Source organism: Pedobacter sp. KACC 23697 (assembly GCF_045348445.1).
In the GTDB taxonomy this organism is placed as follows: domain Bacteria; phylum Bacteroidota; class Bacteroidia; order Sphingobacteriales; family Sphingobacteriaceae; genus Pedobacter.
Map to the genome: position 1 here is coordinate 5,338,749 of NZ_CP157485.1, position 19,987 is coordinate 5,358,735.

Consider the following 19,987-nt stretch of genomic DNA (forward strand, 5'->3'; position numbering starts at 1 on the left):
GCTTCGCTGAGCCTTCGGGTTCTCGACTCCGCTGTGCTCCGCTCGAAATGACGGAAATAAATTTATTCACAGAATTGTTCCGACTGAAGCCCAACGTAAAAGACCTAATACAAGAGCATACCTAAATCAGCACTATCCGCTAATATAACTTTCCAATTGCGAAATGGTCTGTTTTTGGTCGGCAATGATAAACTTTACCACATCGCCGATAGATACCATTCCTTTTACCTCATCGTTTTCTACAACCGGTAAATGGCGGATGTGTTTATCGGTCATCAGTTCCATACAATGATCAATACTGTCACTCAATTTGATGGCAATGGGGTTAGCGGTCATGGCTTCTTTAATCAGGGTATCTTTTGATGATTTCCCTTGCAGGACGATTTTTCGGGCATAATCGCGTTCCGTAAAAATTCCCTGGAGCTTTTCGTTTTCCATCACCAATACCGCGCTGATGTTTTTTTCTGTCATTACTTTTAAGGCATACAGAACAGAAGTGTCTTCTGATACGGAGATAATGATGGCTCGTTTGGTATCCAGTAAATGTTTTACGCTTTTCATAATGGTTAATTTGGTTATAACAATTTAAGAAATAATTAGCTGGATATCAAAGTTTTGTTTTTAAATCTTCGAAAGAATTCAAGTTTTTGAATTGAGCAAAAAGTTTAAAAAAATTAGTGTGTTAATGCGTAGAAGGTTGAAAATGCTGTAAATGTAATAATGACTAGCCAAAACCATTGATGATTTTAGTTGTAATACTGAAATGACCATCTTCTTTGCTATTTATTGGTCATTGATCGCCTTTGATATTTCAATAAATCAATTCCTTCGCGGAATAATTCAAACTTTGACGGAATTGCATTTGTTGATGTTTAATACTAAAACCTCAATGACATGAATAACGATCAAGAAAATGCCAACGGCTTAAAAGGAGATAATACGGTTAAAAATCCAGATGACTGGACTACAGGTGATGAGCCGATGACTGGAGCACAGGGTTCATATCTTAAAACACTATCAGATGAAGCAGGTGAGGAATTCGACGGCAGTTTGAGCAAATCCGAAGCATCTAAACGTATTGATGAATTACAACACAAAACAGGGCGGGGCTTGGATAACAATTAATTTAGCAGAGCTGGAGTGAGAGGATATTTCATTTCGGCTCTTTTTACACGTCAGACTTTTAAAGCTGAATTTCAGCTTCCACGCAGTCGTTTAAGGCAAAAAATTACCATCTCAACGCAATACAAGGTTCCAATACGGTCAATTAAAGGTGTAAATGCTAATATGATTTCATGATAGCCAACATTTGACCCTATCAAAAAAGTTGACATTTCTGACATAAAAGTGATTTTTGGCTGGCTGACACCTATCCCATAGTTTTATGAAACAATGTAAAGATAAACGTGATTTTTTGTTAGTCACTTGGATGTGGGATATTAATATTACTTTCAAGTGAGCGATTAATTTTCAGGACATTGGTAATGGCCAAACTATTATGTAATTTTGTGCCAGAAATAAAGGGAATTTAAAAAGGTGTGCAAATGGCATACAAAACAAAAATTCATTGCCTGTAACTTCTTGATTAAAAACAATTAAATAAATATATTATGTCATCAGTAGAGACAACTTACATTCCTTACAAAGTTAAGGACATTTCACTGGCAGAATGGGGCCGTAAAGAAATCGAATTAGCCGAAGCAGAAATGCCAGGTTTAATGAGTTTACGTAAAGAATTCGGTCCAACACAACCGTTAAAAGGTGCGCGTATTGCAGGCTGTCTGCACATGACCATCCAAACGGCTGTATTAATCGAAACATTGGTGGCCCTGGGTGCTGAAGTGACCTGGTCATCTTGCAATATTTTCTCAACACAAGATCACGCTGCTGCTGCAATTGCTGCTGCGGGTATCCAGGTTTATGCCTGGAAAGGTTTAAACGAAGAAGAATTCGACTGGTGTATTGAGCAAACTTTACACTTCGGTCCGGAGCAACAGCCATTAAACATGATTTTGGATGATGGTGGCGATTTAACCAATATGGTTTTCGATAAATACCCTGAGCTGATTGCTGGTATTAAAGGATTATCAGAAGAAACCACAACTGGTGTTCACCGTTTATACGAAAGAATGAAAAACGGAACGTTGCATTTACCTGCAATCAACGTTAATGATTCAGTTACCAAATCTAAATTCGATAACAAATACGGTTGCCGCGAATCATTGGTTGATGCGATCCGTCGCGCTACTGATGTCATGATGGCTGGTAAAGTAGCTGTTGTTTGCGGTTATGGCGATGTGGGTAAAGGTTCTGCAGAATCTTTAAGCTCACAAGGTGTACGTGTTATTGTAACTGAAATTGATCCAATCTGTGCTTTACAGGCTGCAATGGAAGGTTACGAAGTGAAAAAACTGGCTAACGCCATTAAAGAAGCAGATATTGTAGTAACTACAACCGGTAACTGTGATATCGTTCGTGAGCAGCATTTCAGGGCATTAAAAGATAAAGCGATTGTTTGTAACATCGGTCACTTCGATAACGAAATCGATATGGCCTGGTTAAACGGTGCTTATGGCGATACCAAAGTGGAAATTAAGCCTCAGGTTGATAAATATACCATTGATGGTAAAGACGTAATCGTTCTGGCTGAAGGTCGTTTGGTTAACTTAGGTTGTGCAACTGGTCACCCAAGTTTTGTAATGAGTAATTCATTTACCAACCAAACTTTGGCTCAATTAGAGCTTTGGACGAACACTGCAGCTTACGAAAACAAAGTTTATACTTTGCCTAAACATTTAGATGAAAAAGTTGCCCGTTTACACTTAGAAAAAATTGGTGTAGAGTTAGATGTTTTGGATCAACACCAGGCTGATTATATCGGCGTACCGGTTGAAGGTCCTTTTAAAGCAGATACATACAGGTACTAATTCAGTTTACAGTTTTTAGTTAGCAGTTAACATAAAACAAATAGTATTAAAGGGATGTGCAACTTGCATGTCCCTTTTTTATTCCCCCCTTCAAGAGGAGCGGCGCAGGACCGGGTGTCGATAACTGTAAGTCGCTGTGCCATAAAAGGTTAAAGGAGTCTCTATTTTTTTGAAAACGTACGTTCAGTGCTTTTAGGATGTTTCAGCCCTGCTATTCATTCCAATCTTTTTGTTTTTCTTCGACTACGCTCAGAATGACACAAAAAGGATTTCCATTTCTATCAGGTTTATTTTATTACAGATTGTGATTCTTTTGCTACTGAAAACTTACATTTGAAAAAATAAAAATGATGAAAAAGTTAATTTTTGCCCTTTCACTTTGTGTGTTTTCTGTTGCTGCAAATGCACAGAATAGTTCTCAAAAACCTGCGACTTCAAAAGTAATTGCCAAACAGGTGGTCGATATTGCCTGTGGCGAATGTCAGTTTAAGATGAAAGGTAAAGATTGCGAATTGGCAGTGAAAATTGATGGCAAACCCTATTTTGTAGATGGAAAAGGCATTGATGATTTTGGCGATGCACATGGCGAACATGGTTTTTGCAATGCGGTAAGTAAAGCAGAGGTTACCGGCGAAATTGTAAACAACCGCTTTAAAGCAAAAGAAATAAAGTTATTGCCAGCTAAGAAGTAGTTTTACCGCAAAGATTGCAAAGCTTTTCGCAAAGGCCCGCTAAGTCTGATTTAAAGACGGTCTGAACCCAACTTTGTCTTTTTTGTGCTTTTGTAGTCAATTTATTGTGCGATTTTTGTGAACTCTGCGCCTTTCTTAGTGTCCTCTGCGGTTAAAAACGTTATAAATTATTCAAATTCTTTCTCCAAACCCTGTCTTAAATCGAAAAGTAGCCACTGCTTATTTTTCACATCAGCTTGTTTCGTTTTTAGCAACTGGATAAAATCTTTAACGCCTATTTCTTCATTTCCATTACCATGGATCAGTACAATGCTGCCTTCATTTGGTTGCTGTCCTTTGGCTAACCAGGCATCGCTTCCAACAGGAATTAATCCGTAAGCTTCAATTTTTTCAACAATTGCCTTATCGGATACCAATCCCGGGAAACGAAAAAATACCGAAGGTATTAGACCGTTTTTTAACATCAGTTTTTCGTTTTCCAGTACTTCCGCATCTAAATTTGTTCCAGGGGCCAACAGGAAATTTTCGGCCAGTGGCAGTTTATTTACTTCGTGGTTGTAGGTATGGTTTACCCAGGTAATATTGAGGTCCTTTTTATCTACTAAACTTTTTAACCAATTTAAATCACCCTGGTGTTTTAGCATCCACTTACCCGAAACGGATACTGCGAGTGGCGCAGGCTGTTCTATCTTTTTAAATTCATCAAAAACCGATTGGAAAATAATCCGGTCCAAAGCCTTATGCGATGGACAAAGATCTATGGTTAAGGTAATGCCTTTTTCATTCGGGATGGCGTGATCAATTCCTGCATTTTGAAGTTGCAAATCTTTAGCTGCAGCGGCTTCTATTGATCTGATGTAAGCCGTGTTTTTAAAAATTGCAAATACATTTTGAAGCTGCAGGCCTTTTGTTGAATAATTATTGGCCAAATCTACTTTGGTATCTAAAGTTTCAGGGTTTACCAGCAACAAATATTTTTGATTATTTGCAGAAAAGCTTCTCAGCGCAATCAACCGTTCATTGGTATGTGTCGCCAGTGCAAAATTTACCTTATAACGTTTAATATCTTCAAAGTTTTGCGCAAAAATTTGAATGCTAAAAAAGCAGCTGCAAAAAATACTGAGCAGTATAGATTTAGATAACTTCATGCTTCCTTATTTAAAATCTTTCTAATTTAAGCCAAATCCATTATCTTTACAAACATTGCCATGAACAAAGAAAAATTAAAATTATGGTTTAAGCGGGTAGGGCTGGTAGGATTTTTATTCTTCCTGATTAAAGGATTAATATGGCTTGTGGTATTCTATTTTATTGGCAAAAACGTTAGTTAGTTTATTAGTTCATTGGTCATTAGTCCGTGCCAATTCCAAAGATGCTTTGTTAATTAGTTGGTTCTTCTTGATATCCTTAATCCCTTAATGGGTTAATTGCCTACCTAAAAGTAAACAACATATTCGCCAAAAAATTCCAAACAAAAACAATTACAATCGCAAAAAACTTCGCCACGTAAAAGTTGGTTCCGTTTTTTCTTTGATGGAATAAGTAAATGATAAAGGTGTTTAATCCTAAGCCAATCAAACTCACGACCAAAAATTTGGTAAATTCCGTTCCCCAGTGACTATTGGTACTCTGGAATGTCCATACCCTGTTAATCAGGTAATTATTGGTTACGGCTAAAGTAAACCCAATGGCATTGGCGATGTATTTATTGATTTTGATTTTCTCTTTGCACAGCCAGGTTGCTCCAAAATCGATGGCCATTCCGAGCAGGCCCGTCAATCCAAATTTTATAATGCGGAAGAATAAATCCATGTCAATGTATTTTAACCAGATAAAAGTGTTCTAATAGCTGCGGACGCGTTTTGGCATTGATAAATTTTGGGCTGAGCTTGGTAATATGGTAGTATTCGAAGGATTTTAGCACTTCGGCTCTATAATCTTTTTTCAATTTTGCCAATTCCGATTCTGGTGTATAAATCACAAGATTTTTTTCATCTTTCAATTTATTCAGTTCCTCATAACTCCATAAATATTTTGGTTCGCCATTCGCATAAAAATCGAATGAATATGCATCCGGGTACATTAAAACCGAAGCTTTGGCCTCCGGATAATGCTTTTTTAGCCAATTTGCAGCTTCCATGCCCGATTCATATTTGAGCACCGATGGATAGAAAAATACCGATAGAAATATCATTAAGCCAACTGAAATCATAGCACTTCTGGCCAGTAAATTTTCGGTTTTTAATCCTTTGAAAATTATAAATGAAACTGCCAATAAAATAACTAAAACTGCAATGGCTATATAATGATTTGTAAACCCAAAAAAGATAGCAACAGCAGATAAAATCAAAACGATTAAAACTGCCAGCGCATTTTGGAGGGTAAAAAACACTTTCAAGCTTTTGCCTTCCTGTATATATAAAGCTGTAATAATAGCGAACTGCGGCAAGATGATCAAAATATAATGTGGCAGCTGGAATTTCGAAAGTGAAAACAATAAAAAGGTAATGGCTGCACTTGTCCAGATCATGATGCTTTCTGCAGGTAAATTTACCCTGTTTTTCTTTTTGAAAAGATTAACCACAGCAGTGTAAAACAATATCGACCAAGGTAAAAAAGCCCAGAGGGTAGTGTGCAAAAAGAATGAAACATCACCTTTGCCTTTTATTGGTCCGTTATTAAAGAACCGGCCAAACTGGCTGTCCCAAAAGAAGAACTTTAAACCAGAAACTCCGGTTTTCCCAAATACTAGCTTTTCAGGGTGCAAGTCGAACTGTATATATAAAGCATATAACTCTGGAATAATAAAAATAAAAATCAATGCAATGGCCACCCACCATTTTAGCTTTAGCAACTGTTTCCATTGCCTGGTGAGCAACCAGTAAATGATAAAGCCACCAAAAACAGGGATTAATACAAATATACCTTTAATCATGATGGCACATGCAGCGAAAAAAGAACCTGCAACAATATGCCAGAAAGAACCTTGATGAGCTTTATAATAATGATAAATGGCGGCTAAGGTAAATGTGGTAATATAGACCTCAGCACGAACATCAAAAGTAGAAATGAGGATGTGCAGTGAGCTCAAAAAGATCAATGCACTAATCAATCCTGTTTTTTCAATATAAATATCTTTTGCCAGTTTATAAAGATACCATGCCCCCAGTAATCCGAATAAAAAAGAAGGCAGTTTATAGGCAAAAGCCGAAATCCCGAAAATTTTAAATGAGGCGGCAGCAAGCCAAAAAGTTAAATGCGGTTTGTCCAACCAATCTATGCCGCGAACATAAATATTCACCCAATCGTTCCGCAGTACCATATTTTTGGCTATAGATGCGTAAAGTGCAGAATCGGGTTCCATTATGCCGCCAAAAAGAGCCGGCACACTAACCAGTGCAACCAGAGCGATTAAAATTTTATACAGTGTGGTCTCTTTTAAGTTCATTTACAGGAAGCAAATATGAGCAAAAAAAAGTCAAATTTTTTTAAGGTTTAAGATAAACAGGAGCAAAGCCCTATCTTTGCTTTATGACAAAGTTATCAGTTAACATCAATAAAATTGCTACACTTCGCAACAGCCGTGGAGGAAATAATCCTGATCTGGTTAAGGTTGCATTAGACTGTGAACGTTTTGGCGCGCAGGGAATTACGGTACACCCACGCCCTGATGAACGCCATATCCGTTACCAGGATGTTTACGATTTAAAGGCCGTTATTGCTACCGAGTTCAATATTGAAGGAAATTGTAAGGAAGATAAATTTGTTGACCTGGTTTTGGCTAATAAACCTGCCCAGGTTACTTTAGTGCCCGATGCCGAAGGTCAGATTACCTCTAACCATGGTTGGGATACCATCAAACATCAAGATTACCTGAAAGAAATGGTTGCTGTTTTTCAAAAGGAAGGCATCCGCGTTTCTATTTTTGTTGATCCGGTTGTAGAAATGGTTGAAGGTGCGGCTGAAACCGGAACAGACCGTATCGAATTATATACTGAAGCCTATGCGCACAATTATTTTGCCGATCGGGAAAAGGCAATTGTAAATTATATCGCGGCTGCCCATCATGCCAATACGCTAGGTTTGGGCATTAATGCCGGTCACGATCTGGATCTGCACAACCTGCATTATTTTGCACAGAGCATCCCAGGTTTGCTGGAAGTTTCTATCGGTCACGCTTTAATTAGCGATGCCCTTTATTTAGGTTTGGAAACCACCGTTCAGAAATATTTACAACAGCTCGCTTAGGGTTTAACCACAAAGCGTACAAAGATGTCACAGCGCAAACAGAGTCTCTGTGAACTCGGTGTAAAGCTCTTTTTCCTCTGTGGTTGAAATAAAAAATATATAATGCTTAAAGGAATTCTCCTTGTTTTTTTGGGTGCCTGTAGTTTTGGTATCCTCTCTACTTTTGTTAAACTGGCTTATCACGAAGGTTACACCTTGGGCGATGTTACCGGTGCCCAGGCTTTTTTCGGCGCCTTAATTTTATGGGTGTTATTTTTCTTTCAAAGTCGAACAGCAGCTTATAAAGCTAAAGTGGTTCCTGCTAAGACACCTTGGTGGCAAATGATAATCGCAGGTACCTGCACAGGTTTGGTCAGTATTTTTTACTATCAATGTGTAAAGCTGGTGCCCAATTCGGTTGCCATTATTTTATTGATGCAGTTTATCTGGATGAGTATTTTAATGGAATACCTAATTTTTAAAAAGAAACCTACCACCTTACAGTTCGCGGCTATTTTATTGGTTTTAGGGGGGACAGTTTTGGCCAGTGGAATGGTAGAAACCAGCATAGGAAGCATGGATTTAAAAGGGATTGGTTTTGGTTTGCTGGCTGCACTTTGTTATGCCGGCTTTTTGTTATTGAGCGGTCGAATCGGAAATGAATATGCTCCGCTAAAGAAAAGTGCACTGATGATTACCGGTGCCTGTATCCTGATCTTCATCATCTTCCCGCCAGCATTTTTGTTTAATGGTGCTTTGAGTGGAAGTTTATTAAAATGGGGTTTAATTATTTCTGTTTTTGGTACCGTGATCCCACCGCTGTTTTATGCCGAAGGCGTACCGAGAATTGGCACTGCCATTAGTTCTATTTTAAGCGCTGCAGAATTACCCGTTGCCGTTATGATGGCTGGTTTTGTGCTGCAAGAGCAGGTGTCGTTTTTGAGATGGCTTGGCGTTGTGGTCATTTTATCAGCAATGGTTTTACCAAATCTAAAGTACCTTAAAAAAGGTAGAGGGCAGGAAGGTTGAAGGTCTAAGGTTAAAATACTCGATAAATAATTCTTTAGACTTTCGGATCTCTGACACCCGACTTATTGAAAAAATAAATACCTTTAAAGAGCATAAATCATTTATACATGAAAAAACTTACTATTTATATTTTATCTTTTATTTTCATTGGTTTCGTAGGATGTAAAACCAAAGCCACCATCAACCAGGATGAGGCTGCTGAGGTAATTACTGATTATTTAAAAGCCAATCCGGAATATAAAACCACCCGATTTAATTTTGGGGAGATAAAATTCAACAGTACAAACGAGATGTTCGAACTGGGGAAATATAAATCTTTGGCCAGCAAAGGTTTGGTTACCCTGAGCTTAAAAGAAGCGAAAAAGAAATTCCTTTCAAAAGACAGCAGTTTTGTTTATCAGATTACCTTAACCGATAAAGCGAGTCCGCTGGTATTGAAACAGGATCGCGACAGGGCCACGGTAAAAGTAGTAGAATATGTGTTATCTGACGAAAAACCAGTTGATTTTGCTCAGGTAAGCTCAAGCACAGCAAAGGTTACCGTATCACTTAAAATGACCACTACTGATTTCGAACCTTTCGATAAGGACGCAAACAAAAACAGCAATTTCATTACCAAAACTTATAAATTAAAGCTGAGTAAAGATGAGGGCTGGAAAGTGCAGAAGTAAGCAGATTAGTCTGTATTAAACTAACCTGCTGTACAACGTGCAATCAATTTATTCTTTTGTAAACTTAAAATCTTTGTTGCCCTGTTTCAGGGTCATTTGGTTTTCTGTGGGGTTGAAAGATAGCACTATGCCTGCCTCTTCAAATTTAAACTCGTGATTACCTTTGGACGTTAATCTTATGGCAGATTGACCTGTGGCCTGTGCGATCAAAGTTGTATTGTCTTTGGTAACTGTGATTTTTATCGGGATTGCTGCTGATGCATAGGTGCCTAGATATTTATTTAAGTCTGCAGCACTCTGCTCAACTGTTTTAAAATCGGGAATTTGATAATCCTTATTGAAAGCAGCACTTAATACGGCCAGTGAAATCGAATTATTGTTGAAATTTGTACCATTACTGGTTAAAGCATAGGTTATATTTCCATCTTTAAAATAAGAAAATGTAGCGCTGAAGCCATCTATGCTGCCCGAATGTCCAAAACCCGCCTTATCATAAAATGGAATAGCCGAAATGCCCATGCCATATTTGCCATTAATGGTTTTCATCTGCGCTAAACTTTTTTGAGAAATCACTTTTCCTCCAAATAATGCTGCACTGAATTTTACCAGATCAATCGGAGTGGAAACAATCCCGCCAGCACCGAGTGGAATGGAAATGTCAGTTTCGTCCTCAATTTTCCAATCTCCTTCAAAACGATAGGAGCTGGCTTCGTTGTTTTTTGAATTTATCTTTTGGCCCAAAAAAGTGTTTTTTAAGGCAAGTGGTTTAGCAATGTATTTGTCCAGTATTTGGGCATAAGGCATTTTGAACGTTTTTTCCAGAAGGTATGATAACAATAAATAGTTCGAATTGCTGTAATCAGACTGAGTATCCGGCTCAAAATCAACCCCGCCCTTAGCGATCATGGCAAGCATTTCTTTTTCGGTTTTGGGTTGTGTGTGCCACTTCAAGAATTCCTCCTGATCATCTGTAAAATCATGTATTCCGCTGCGGTGGTAAAGCAAATTGGATATGGTGATCTTATTTGCATTTTTAATCTCAGGGAAAAATTTCTGGATAGTTTGATCGGGGCTAATTCTCTTTTCGTCAATGGCTTTAAAAATTAAAGTAGCTGTAAAGGTTTTAGAAATAGATCCGATCCTGTATTTAGTGTTTTCATTTGCTTTTTGCTGTTCTTTAATGTTTGCGAAACCTAATGTACGGTTATAAATCAGATGGCCATTTTGAGCTATCGCTACACTTCCCATAAACTTGTTGTATTGGCTAAGGGTATCGAAATAGGCATCCAGCCTGGTTTTATCAAAAGATTGTGAAAAGCTGAAATGGGCCAGGGTTATCAGAAAGGTAAGGAGTGTTAATTTTTTGCTCATGATGTTATTTGTTGATTGTTCTTTTTAATTTGAGGAGTAAGGTGATGATAAAGTAGAGTGCGATTGCTGAAACAACCATTGTGGGTATAAACCAGTTACCCAGAAGTTCATCTGAAGGATGTACCAATCCTTTTGATAGACCAAGTACAAAAACTTCATCTGGTTTATAAAAAAAGCCTACCTGTGATGGATTCCATATTTTAGCACCGATCAAAAACACAAAACCAAACAGAAACAGGTACAGTATAAAAAATATGATGTATGATATGCCGTTGGTTAAATTGAGCAATAAAGCTTTAAAAACATGTATAGGGTTAAATGTGTTAGTGGCTTCTGTTAATTTTTTATCGGCCACCAACGGTTTGAGTATTTCCTCAGGTCTTCCTAATTTCTCTAAGATATTAAGAAGATTTTCTACTTCATTTCCGTTTGGATGTGCCTGCAGGTTTTCATAAATATGACTGTTCAGCTCCATCAATATTTCATCCTGGTTCTGCTGATTAAGGCCTTTAACCTCCTTTCTTATTCTGTACAGGTAATCTCTGTAAATCCGCTCAGCCGATTGATCGTTAAATGGTATTTCTTTTAATTTCATTTCGTAATTTTTAAAACTGAATTGTTCAGGTTGTGCCAGTATTCTTCCATTTTGCTTACCGTGTTTTTCCCTTCTGGCGTAATGCTGTAATATTTTCTGGGAATGCCCGATTCTTGTTCCACCCATTCTGATATAATCAGTTTTTCATCTTTGAGGCGGTTCATGAGCGGATACAGGGTTCCTTCGGCAATTTCGATTTCCGTAATCTTTTTTATTTCATTGATCAGATCGTAACCGTAATAGGCCTTTCCGTTTTTCAAAACATTGAGTACAATAAAAGATAGGGTTCCCTTTTTAACCTGCGATATCCATTTATGAATAAAATCTTCGTTCATGCTGTAAAGGTATAACAAAATACATAGTATAACAATGTATATGTTTATAAATTTATTTTTTAGCATAAATAATTGAAAATGAGGTAAATGATTTTATATCCTACAGGTAATTTGAAATTTGAGCGTTGCATCTTGGGTTTATTAAAGTTCCTTTGTTTATAAACCCGACAGCAGTGGAAATCCTTTTTGCTACACCAGATAGAAAAGATTGCTTCGTTATTCCCGCCCAGCAATGACGATCAGGGGATCAAAAACAGCAAAAAGATTGTAGCGGATGGCGGGAACAAACTTAAATTTTAGCACAGCCCCTGCTTTCCAAATAATCAAAAAAACAGCTTAAAACCAAACATGCTTTTGCCAGGTTTTTTTTGCTAATAAAATCTATCTGTTTTGTCGCTTTTAAGCGTAAATAAGACTCCTTTTTTACACTGATTGATAGTGAAATACAGCTTCATTTTTGCTACCTTTGCACGCAAATTTATTATTCATACCGCATGAGCTTAAATATCCACTACAAGGAAGATTTTCAAAATCGTCATATTGCTCCTAATGAGGCTGATACAGCCGAAATGTTGCAAACTGTTGGCGTAAATTCTATTGACGGGCTAATTGAACAGACTGTTCCCACGGCAATCAGGTTAAAACAACCTTTAAACCTGCCGGCAGCGAAATCAGAAACTGAATATCTTAGTGCTTTAAAACAAACTTCATTGTTGAATAAAGTTTTCAAAAGCTTTATCGGTCAAGGTTATTACGATACCATTACCCCAGGTGTAATTTTACGTAACGTATTCGAAAACCCGGGATGGTACACACAATATACACCATACCAGGCTGAAATTGCACAGGGCCGTTTGCAGGCTTTGTTAAATTTCCAAACCATGGTTATCGATTTAACCGGAATGGAAATTGCCAATGCATCTTTATTGGATGAAGGTACTGCAGCAGCCGAGGCCATGTTTATGCAATACAGCTTGCGCAAAAACCAGGCAGCTAAAAAGTTTTTCGTTTCAGAATTACTTTTCCCTCAAACCATCGATATTTTAAAAACACGTGCTAATCCTTATGGTATCGAGCTCGTGATCGGAAGCCATTTAGATTTTGCTGCTACGGAAGAATTTTTTGGTGCAATTGTTCAATATCCCGCAGGAAATGGTGAAGTTTTCGATTATGCAGCTTTTGCATCAGCTTTACACAGCCAAAATATTAAATTAACCGTAGTTGCCGATATTTTAAGCTTAACCTTATTAACGCCTCCGGGCGAGTGGGGTGCTGATGTAGTAGTAGGTACTACGCAGCGTTTAGGTATCCCAATGGGCTTCGGCGGACCACACGCAGCTTTCTTTGCTACAAAAGAAGAATACAAACGTAATATCCCAGGCCGTATTATCGGCGTAACCATCGATAGCCATGGTGATTATGCTTTACGTATGGCTTTACAGACCCGCGAGCAGCACATCCGTAGAGATAAAGCAACTTCAAACATCTGTACTGCACAGGCATTACTGGCCATCATGGCTGGTTTTTATGCCGCTTACCACGGTCCGAAAGGATTAAAAGCCATTGCGGAACGTACACACGGTCTGGCCATCAGTTTGGCATCAACCCTTAAAAATTTAGGTTATGAGCAATTAAATTCGGCTTATTTCGATACCATCCGTTTCGATTTGGGCGATTTAAAAGGCGGTATTCATGCTTATTGTCTGGATAACGAAATCAACTTAAATTATGTAGGTAATACTGTTACTATTTCTGTTGATGAAACCACAACTTTTGAAGACATTACTTTGATCGCTAAAATCTTTGCGAGAGCAAAAGGTATTGCGGGCGATCAGGTAGAGGTGGTAGAAAATGTCGAAACCGTTATTCCTGAATCTTTACAACGTACTTCTGCTTATTTGACACACCCCATTTTTAATTCGCATCATTCGGAACACGAAATGTTGCGTTATATCAAATCATTAGAGGCAAAAGATTTATCACTTTGCCACTCGATGATTGCCCTGGGCAGCTGTACTATGAAATTAAATGCTACCGCGGAGATGATTCCGGTTACCTGGTCTCACTTTGGTCGCATCCATCCATTTGCGCCGGCCGACCAGGTATTGGGTTACTATTCGGTTTTCAATGAACTTGATAAATGGTTAAGCGAAATTACCGGTTTTGCGGCCATGAGCTTACAGCCAAATGCAGGTGCCCAGGGTGAATATGCTGGTTTAATGGTCATCCGTGCTTATCACCACGATAGAGGCGATTTTCACCGTAATGTAGCCTTGATTCCTGCTTCGGCGCACGGAACCAACCCTGCTTCTGCGGCAATGGCCGATATGAAAATTGTGGTGGTTAAATCTTTAGAAAACGGTAACATCGACGTGGAAGATTTAAAAGCTAAAGCAGAATTACACAAAGAGAACCTTTCGTGTTTAATGGTCACTTATCCATCTACACACGGGGTGTTCGAAGAAAGCATTATCGAAATCTGCGAAACCATCCACGCTAACGGCGGACAGGTTTACATGGATGGCGCAAACATGAACGCGCAGGTTGGTTTAACCAGCCCGGCCAATATTGGTGCCGATGTTTGTCACTTAAACTTACACAAAACGTTCTGTATCCCTCACGGTGGTGGTGGTCCTGGTATGGGCCCGATTGGTGTGGCTAAACACCTGGTTCCTTATCTTCCGGGTCATGCGGTGGTTGATATCGACAAAGGAAAATCTATTTCTGCAGTTTCATCTGCGCCATGGGGTTCGGCTTCGATTTTGATCATTTCTCACGCATATATTGCGATGATGGGCGCTGAAGGTTTAACCAATGCCACCAAATATGCCATTTTAAACGCAAACTACATGAAAGCGCGTTTAGAGCAACATTATCCGGTGCTTTACTCTGGAGCTCAGGGTCGTTGCGCACACGAGATGATTTTAGATTGCCGTTCTTTTAAAGCTTTTGGAATTGAAGTAACTGACATTGCAAAACGTTTAATGGATTATGGTTTCCACGCACCAACAGTTTCGTTCCCGGTTGCAGGTACTTTAATGGTTGAACCTACAGAATCTGAACCTAAGCATGAACTGGATCGCTTTTGTGATGCTTTAATCGCCATCAAAAAAGAGATAGATCAGGTAGAGAATTTAACTTTCGATAAAACGGATAACCCGCTAAAAAATGCACCTCACACGGTTTCAGTAATTACGGCGGACGAATGGGAGCATGCTTATAGCCGTCAAACCGCTGCGTTCCCGCTTCCTTACGTGTTAGAGCGCAAGTTCTGGCCATCGGTTGGTCGTGTGAATGATAGTCATGGTGATCGATCATTGATCTGTGCATGCCCTCCGGTTGAGAGTTATTTGGAAGAGATCGTTCCTTAGTAAGGTAGAAGGTGGAAAGTTAGAGGGTTTAAGGTTTTTTGCAGGGTGCGTAAAGCATGCAGCAGAAAATCTTAGACCTTTTTTTGTGATTGTTTTGTTGAAGTTGAGAAGAGATCTTCTATCGCGATATCGTCATTTCGAGCGGAGTGCAGCGAAGTCGAGAAATCTATCTCAAGATAGATCTCTCCATTCCACTGCGTTTCAGTCGAGATGACGATTTTTCTTATGAATATATCAATGGAAGATACGAAGCATTTTTTGGAAATGAATGCCAGCTTTCCATCGGAGACAGCAGCCCTGCCATTCGCTTCAATCTTTTTGTGGGTGCCTCAGCATGACAGCATATTCAAGGTTGCTGCAAACAAAAAGGATTTCCGCTGCTGTCAGGTTTAGGATGAATGTTTAGAGTCTAAATCATCTATATCCCATTTTTTTTCTTCTATAGATTAAACTCTAATAGATTGTCGAAGTCAATAGAATGATTTTAAATAAATCGATTATTTTTGAAAAACTTAACATAGGTCAACAACAGTAAATCGGGAGTTAATCTATATTTGTATCAAATTTTAAAAAACCAGAAAATGAAATTAAAAATCTCTTCAATTTTTTTATTAGTTGCAGTTGTTTCTTTATCAGCTTTTACAACTATTAAACCAGTAACTTATACTGTAGATGCAGCAAAATCAACCATTACCTGGATTGGTAAAAAAGTAACCGGTTCTCACAACGGAACAGTGGCTTTACAATCAGGTACATTAGCCGTTAACGGTAAAAGCGTAACAGGCGGTACTTTTGTGATCGATATGACTTCAATTAAAGATGCTGATGGCAGTGCTAAATTAGAAGGTCACTTAAAAGCAGATGATTTCTTTGGTACAACTAAATTCCCAACTTCAACTTTCGTCATTACTAAAGTTGCGGGTTCAGGTGCTAATGTAACAGTAACCGGTAATTTAACCATCAAAGGTATCACTAAACCATTAAGCTTCCCTGCAACTGTAACTGTTAATGCAGATGGTACAGCTTCAGCTTTAGCTGGTAAAATTGTTGTAGACAGAACTAAATATGACATCAAATACGGTTCAAAATCATTCTTCGATAGCATTGGCGACAAAGCAATTGATGATAACTTCGAATTGTCTGTTAAATTGGTAGCTAAAAAATAATTTTTCCGGTCTCGGAAAAAGGAAAGCCTCGACATTTGTCGGGGCTTTCTCATTTAACCGCGAAGAGCGCCAAGTGGTGTCAGTCTGAGCGGAGTCGAAGACTAACCACAGACAACACCGAGTTTTATACAGAGAAGCACAGAGTTTTAGTTGTTTCAATATTACACCCAGCTTTGTGCATTTTCTCTGTAACCTTTGTGGTAAAAAAGATGCTATTTTTTGTTTAACCACGAAGGGGCGCAGAGTTTTTAACTACCGAGTGCATTGAGTTTTACACAGAGGGGCACAGAGTTTTTAATTGTTTGAATATTACACCCAGCTCTGTGAACTTTGTGCCTTTCTCTGTCGCCTTTGTGGTAAAAAAAAGGATGCTATTTTTTGTTTAACCGCGAAGAGTGGTTAAGTGAAGTCAGTCTGAGCGGAGTCTAAGACTAACCACAGCGTGCATTGAGTTTTACACAGAGAAGCACGGAGACTCTATAGCTATAAGCACCCGGCTTTGTGTACTTTGTGCATTTTCTCTGTGGCCTTTGTGGTAAAAAAAGGATGCTATTTTTTGTTTAACCGCGAAGAGCGTTAAGTTTTTACCACAGCGTGCATTGAGTTTTACACAGAGAGCACGGAGACTCTATAGCTATAAGCACCCGGCTTTGTGTACTTTGTGCATTTTCTCTGTGACCTTTGTGGTAAAAAAGCGAGTGAATTTACCTAATCTTAAACCCACCTTCAACTTCATCCACAAAACCGGTAGCAGCGCTTTTACCGTGGTAGAACAAACATTCCCAATTCTCATCGGCTGCTCTTTTGCCAAATTCTTTCCGTAATTCCATTGCCTTGCGACCGTCAAAGTCGTATTTAGCGATAAAATTTTTAACCAGCTCCTCAGGCTCGGGCAATACATCGCCACCAAAAAATACTTTTTGATTTCCTTCTGTTAAAAGAAAAACCTGGTGGTTCGGACAGTGTGCCCCGGTAAATTCGTAAGCTATGGTTTCATCAAGCGCTCCATCTCCCTCCACAAACTTCAATTGTGCATTACGCTGCAAAAAATCGAAAATATCGGTATGGTAAGACGAGGAAGTACTGCTAAAGGCGGTTTCCCATTCGCCCCGGTTAATTACATATTCTGCATCAGGGAAACTCAGTTCCACCTTGTCATTACCTTGTTTGTGGATCATCCCACCAGAATGGTCATAATGTAAGTGCGACATTAAAACCTTGGTCACGTCAGTTGGATCGAAACCTGCATTGCGGATATTTTTGTGTAAAATCAGTTCGCCGTGGTCATCACTAAAGCCTAAACCCGTATCAAAAAGTATGAGATCGTTTTTCAGCTCTACCAAAAAAGGCTGAACATTGATGAATAATGAAGCAGGCCTGTCTTTAAAATGGTGTATAGCGGGGTCAAAAGGCACAAATTTCTTTGAGGCGTCAACAGAGTAGGTTCCTTCGAATAGCGTGTGAACTTGCAAAATATGAATCTTTTAATGTTTGTACAAAGGTAACAATCTAAACATGAGTATTTGTTTGTGTAAAAGCCTGATCATTCCTTTTTTTGTAAAATATCAGGTTTAAACCTCAGTTTTAAATCTCTGAAATATCTTTTTCATTCGTTATTCTTACTTACAGAAAGGTGTTGCAACAGCGAGGGGCTACCTTGCCAATTGGTCCGGATGATAAACAATAAGTACTCGATTTGGAAAATTCAAACTAAAAATTAACTTTTTGTTTTTAAATGCCTTGTGCCAAATTCAGCTAAAGTTTACCACCAGCATATCCAATTAAAATGTATATTTACTGTTCGGAGACAGAATAAATGGAAAAAAGATGGGTGCTGGCATCAGATTGTAATGATGATACAGTAGCAAAATTAGCAGAAGAACTTAACATAGACCGCTCATTGGCACAAATACTTGTGCAGCGCAATATCTGTGATTTTGATCAGGCGAAAGACTTCTTCAGACCAGACCTTGATCATCTTCATGATCCTTTTTTAATGAAGGATATGGATGTTGCTATCGCCCGTATCGAAACCGCACTGGCCAACCACGAAAAGATATTGATTTATGGCGATTACGATGTGGATGGTACCACTTCGGTTGCACTCGCCTTCAGTTTCTTTTCTCAGCTCACTAAAAATATAGAATATTACATCCCAGACCGTTATCTGGAAGGTTATGGCATTTCAACTGCCGGGATTGATTATGCCAATGAAAATGGATTCTCCCTAATTATTGCGTTAGATTGTGGGATAAAATCGACCGATAAAATTGATTATGCAAATCAACTGGGGATCGATTTCATTATCTGCGATCACCATTTACCCGGAGATGAACTTCCACAGGCCATAGCGGTTCTGGATCCTAAACGCTCCGACTGTGCATATCCTTTTAAAGAATTGGCCGGCTGCGGGATTGGTTTTAAACTGGCGCAGGCTTATGCACAAAAACATCAGCTTCCTAAAGAAAGCTACCTGCAATATTTAGATCTGGTGATGGTCAGTATTGCTGCGGATATCGTGCCTGTAGTAGGCGAGAACCGAATTTTAGCTTACTATGGACTGAAAAAATTGAACTCCAATCCCTGCGAAGGTTTACGGGCTTTGATGGAGGTATCGGGCAAAACCGAAAATTATACCATTACCGATGTGGTTTTTACGTTAGGTCCGCGGATTAATGCGGCTGGCAGAATAGACCATGCCAAACATGCCGTTGCTATGCTGCTTTGCCAGGTAGATGGTAACGCATTGGAGCAGAGCGAACTCATCAACCTTAAAAATACGGAGCGTAAAACCTACGATCAGGATATTACCCGCGAAGCTTTGGCGCTGATCGGCGAAAGTGAAATCCTCATCAACAGGAAAACCACCGTGGTGTTTAACGAAAACTGGCATAAGGGGGTAATTGGCATTGTAGCTTCACGTTTAACAGAGAAATATTACCGGCCTACCATTGTACTCACTAAGTCTAACGGACATATAGCCGGTTCCTGTCGCTCAGTAGTGGGCTTTGATTTATATGAGGCTTTAAGCGGCTGCGCCCATTTATTGGATCAGTATGGCGGGCATAAATTTGCAGCAGGTTTAACCATGCAGCAACATAATATAGATGCCTTTGCGGATAAATTTGAAGAAATTGTATCGGCTAGTATTACGGATGAATTGCTTACACCCATGATCAGGATTGACGCTGAAATTGAACTGGCGCAGATTGACGGTAAATTCTTCCGGGTTTTATCACAGATGGGCCCATTTGGGCCAGAAAATATGGCGCCGATATTTGTTACCCATAACGTGTATCTGGCACAGCATACCATGGCTGTTGGTCAAAATCATTTAAAAATAAACATAAAACAACAAAATTCGCCTATTTTTGAGGGCATTGCCTTCGGATTGGCAGAATTTCAAAATCTTTTACAACCCAGGGTGCCGTTTTCCGTTTGTTATACGTTAGAAGAGAACGTATGGCGTGATAAGAAACGCTTGCAGTTAAATATTAAAGGAATAAAAGTTAAATAGTAATAAAAATAAACCGTCATGCTGAACTTGGTTCAGCATCTATTTTAGAAGATCCTGAAATAAATTCAGGATGACGGATCCATAGA

The 19,987-nt window shown here is 38.9% G+C and carries 18 protein-coding genes; 10 read left to right on the plus strand and 8 right to left on the minus strand.

Annotated features, from left to right (window positions below; translation table 11 throughout):
• Positions 1-132 precede the first annotated feature (132 nt).
• Positions 133-561 carry a CBS domain-containing protein gene (locus ABEG20_RS21880; RefSeq protein ID WP_406825327.1) on the minus strand — a complete coding sequence of 143 codons (429 nt, stop codon included), beginning with the start codon at positions 559-561 and terminating at the stop codon, positions 133-135.
• A 333-nt stretch (positions 562-894) separates the two neighbouring features.
• Here ABEG20_RS21880 and ABEG20_RS21885 point away from each other — a divergent pair, with 333 nt between their 5' ends.
• The 3 genes from ABEG20_RS21885 to ABEG20_RS21895 all read left to right on the plus strand — a co-directional run bounded on the left by ABEG20_RS21885 (position 895) and on the right by ABEG20_RS21895 (position 3,619).
• A complete protein-coding gene (locus ABEG20_RS21885; protein ID WP_406825328.1) occupies positions 895-1,125 on the plus strand; it encodes a DUF3072 domain-containing protein in 231 nt (76 codons plus the stop codon).
• Between the two features lie 485 nt (positions 1,126-1,610).
• On the plus strand, positions 1,611-2,927 hold the full coding sequence (gene ahcY / locus ABEG20_RS21890) for an adenosylhomocysteinase (protein WP_406825329.1): 1,317 nt from the start codon (positions 1,611-1,613) through the stop codon (positions 2,925-2,927).
• 347 nt (positions 2,928-3,274) lie between these two features.
• Complete coding sequence (locus ABEG20_RS21895) at positions 3,275-3,619, plus strand: DUF6370 family protein (RefSeq protein ID WP_406825330.1); 345 nt, start codon at positions 3,275-3,277, stop codon at positions 3,617-3,619.
• Between the two features lie 167 nt (positions 3,620-3,786).
• Here the strand turns inward: ABEG20_RS21895 and ABEG20_RS21900 are convergent, their stop codons facing one another.
• Entirely contained in the window at positions 3,787-4,767 is a 981-nt protein-coding gene (locus ABEG20_RS21900) for a polysaccharide deacetylase (protein WP_406825331.1), read from the minus strand.
• Positions 4,768-4,827: 60 nt separating this feature from the next.
• Here ABEG20_RS21900 and ABEG20_RS21905 point away from each other — a divergent pair, with 60 nt between their 5' ends.
• A complete protein-coding gene (locus tag ABEG20_RS21905) occupies positions 4,828-4,950 on the plus strand; it encodes a hypothetical protein (RefSeq protein WP_262987388.1) in 123 nt (40 codons plus the stop codon).
• 100 nt (positions 4,951-5,050) lie between these two features.
• Here the strand turns inward: ABEG20_RS21905 and ABEG20_RS21910 are convergent, their stop codons facing one another.
• Positions 5,051-5,431, minus strand: a complete 381-nt coding sequence (locus tag ABEG20_RS21910) for a GtrA family protein (protein WP_406825332.1) — start codon at positions 5,429-5,431, stop codon at positions 5,051-5,053.
• Position 5,432: 1 nt separating this feature from the next.
• Positions 5,433-7,067, minus strand: a complete 1,635-nt coding sequence (locus ABEG20_RS21915; RefSeq protein WP_406825333.1) for an ArnT family glycosyltransferase — start codon at positions 7,065-7,067, stop codon at positions 5,433-5,435.
• A gap of 83 nt (positions 7,068-7,150) precedes the next feature.
• Between ABEG20_RS21915 and ABEG20_RS21920 the strand changes: the two genes are divergently transcribed.
• From ABEG20_RS21920 to ABEG20_RS21930, 3 genes are all read left to right on the plus strand, one after another.
• On the plus strand, positions 7,151-7,867 hold the full coding sequence (locus ABEG20_RS21920; RefSeq protein WP_406825334.1) for a pyridoxine 5'-phosphate synthase: 717 nt from the start codon (positions 7,151-7,153) through the stop codon (positions 7,865-7,867).
• A gap of 102 nt (positions 7,868-7,969) precedes the next feature.
• Complete coding sequence (locus ABEG20_RS21925; RefSeq protein WP_406825335.1) at positions 7,970-8,875, plus strand: EamA family transporter; 906 nt, start codon at positions 7,970-7,972, stop codon at positions 8,873-8,875.
• Between the two features lie 107 nt (positions 8,876-8,982).
• The gene (locus ABEG20_RS21930) at positions 8,983-9,546 is read left to right on the plus strand and encodes a hypothetical protein (protein ID WP_406825336.1); all 564 of its coding nucleotides are present in this window, start codon (positions 8,983-8,985) and stop codon (positions 9,544-9,546) included.
• 48 nt (positions 9,547-9,594) lie between these two features.
• Here ABEG20_RS21930 and ABEG20_RS21935 read toward each other — a convergent pair whose 3' ends face one another.
• The 3 genes from ABEG20_RS21935 to ABEG20_RS21945 are packed head-to-tail and all read right to left on the minus strand — an operon-like array spanning position 9,595 to position 11,847.
• On the minus strand, positions 9,595-10,917 hold the full coding sequence (locus ABEG20_RS21935; protein ID WP_406825337.1) for a serine hydrolase domain-containing protein: 1,323 nt from the start codon (positions 10,915-10,917) through the stop codon (positions 9,595-9,597).
• Between the two features lie 4 nt (positions 10,918-10,921).
• The gene (locus tag ABEG20_RS21940) at positions 10,922-11,512 is read right to left on the minus strand and encodes an HAAS signaling domain-containing protein (RefSeq protein ID WP_406825338.1); all 591 of its coding nucleotides are present in this window, start codon (positions 11,510-11,512) and stop codon (positions 10,922-10,924) included.
• On the minus strand, positions 11,509-11,847 hold the full coding sequence (locus ABEG20_RS21945; RefSeq protein WP_406825339.1) for a PadR family transcriptional regulator: 339 nt from the start codon (positions 11,845-11,847) through the stop codon (positions 11,509-11,511). Before ABEG20_RS21945 ends, ABEG20_RS21940 begins: the two co-directional genes overlap by 4 nt.
• A 494-nt stretch (positions 11,848-12,341) precedes the next feature.
• On the opposite strand from ABEG20_RS21945, the gene gcvP reads away from it, so the two are divergent.
• Together gcvP and ABEG20_RS21955 are read left to right on the plus strand one after the other, a co-directional pair.
• Positions 12,342-15,218, plus strand: a complete 2,877-nt coding sequence (gcvP, locus tag ABEG20_RS21950) for an aminomethyl-transferring glycine dehydrogenase (RefSeq protein WP_406825340.1) — start codon at positions 12,342-12,344, stop codon at positions 15,216-15,218.
• A gap of 581 nt (positions 15,219-15,799) precedes the next feature.
• On the plus strand, positions 15,800-16,384 hold the full coding sequence (locus ABEG20_RS21955; RefSeq protein WP_406825341.1) for a YceI family protein: 585 nt from the start codon (positions 15,800-15,802) through the stop codon (positions 16,382-16,384).
• 704 nt (positions 16,385-17,088) lie between these two features.
• Here ABEG20_RS21955 and ABEG20_RS21960 read toward each other — a convergent pair.
• Entirely contained in the window at positions 17,089-17,856 is a 768-nt protein-coding gene (locus tag ABEG20_RS21960; RefSeq protein WP_406825342.1) for an MBL fold metallo-hydrolase, read from the minus strand.
• A 344-nt stretch (positions 17,857-18,200) separates the two neighbouring features.
• Between ABEG20_RS21960 and recJ the strand changes: the two genes are divergently transcribed.
• On the plus strand, positions 18,201-19,901 hold the full coding sequence (gene recJ / locus ABEG20_RS21965) for a single-stranded-DNA-specific exonuclease RecJ (RefSeq protein ID WP_406825343.1): 1,701 nt from the start codon (positions 18,201-18,203) through the stop codon (positions 19,899-19,901).
• The last annotated feature ends 86 nt before the right edge of the window (positions 19,902-19,987 follow it).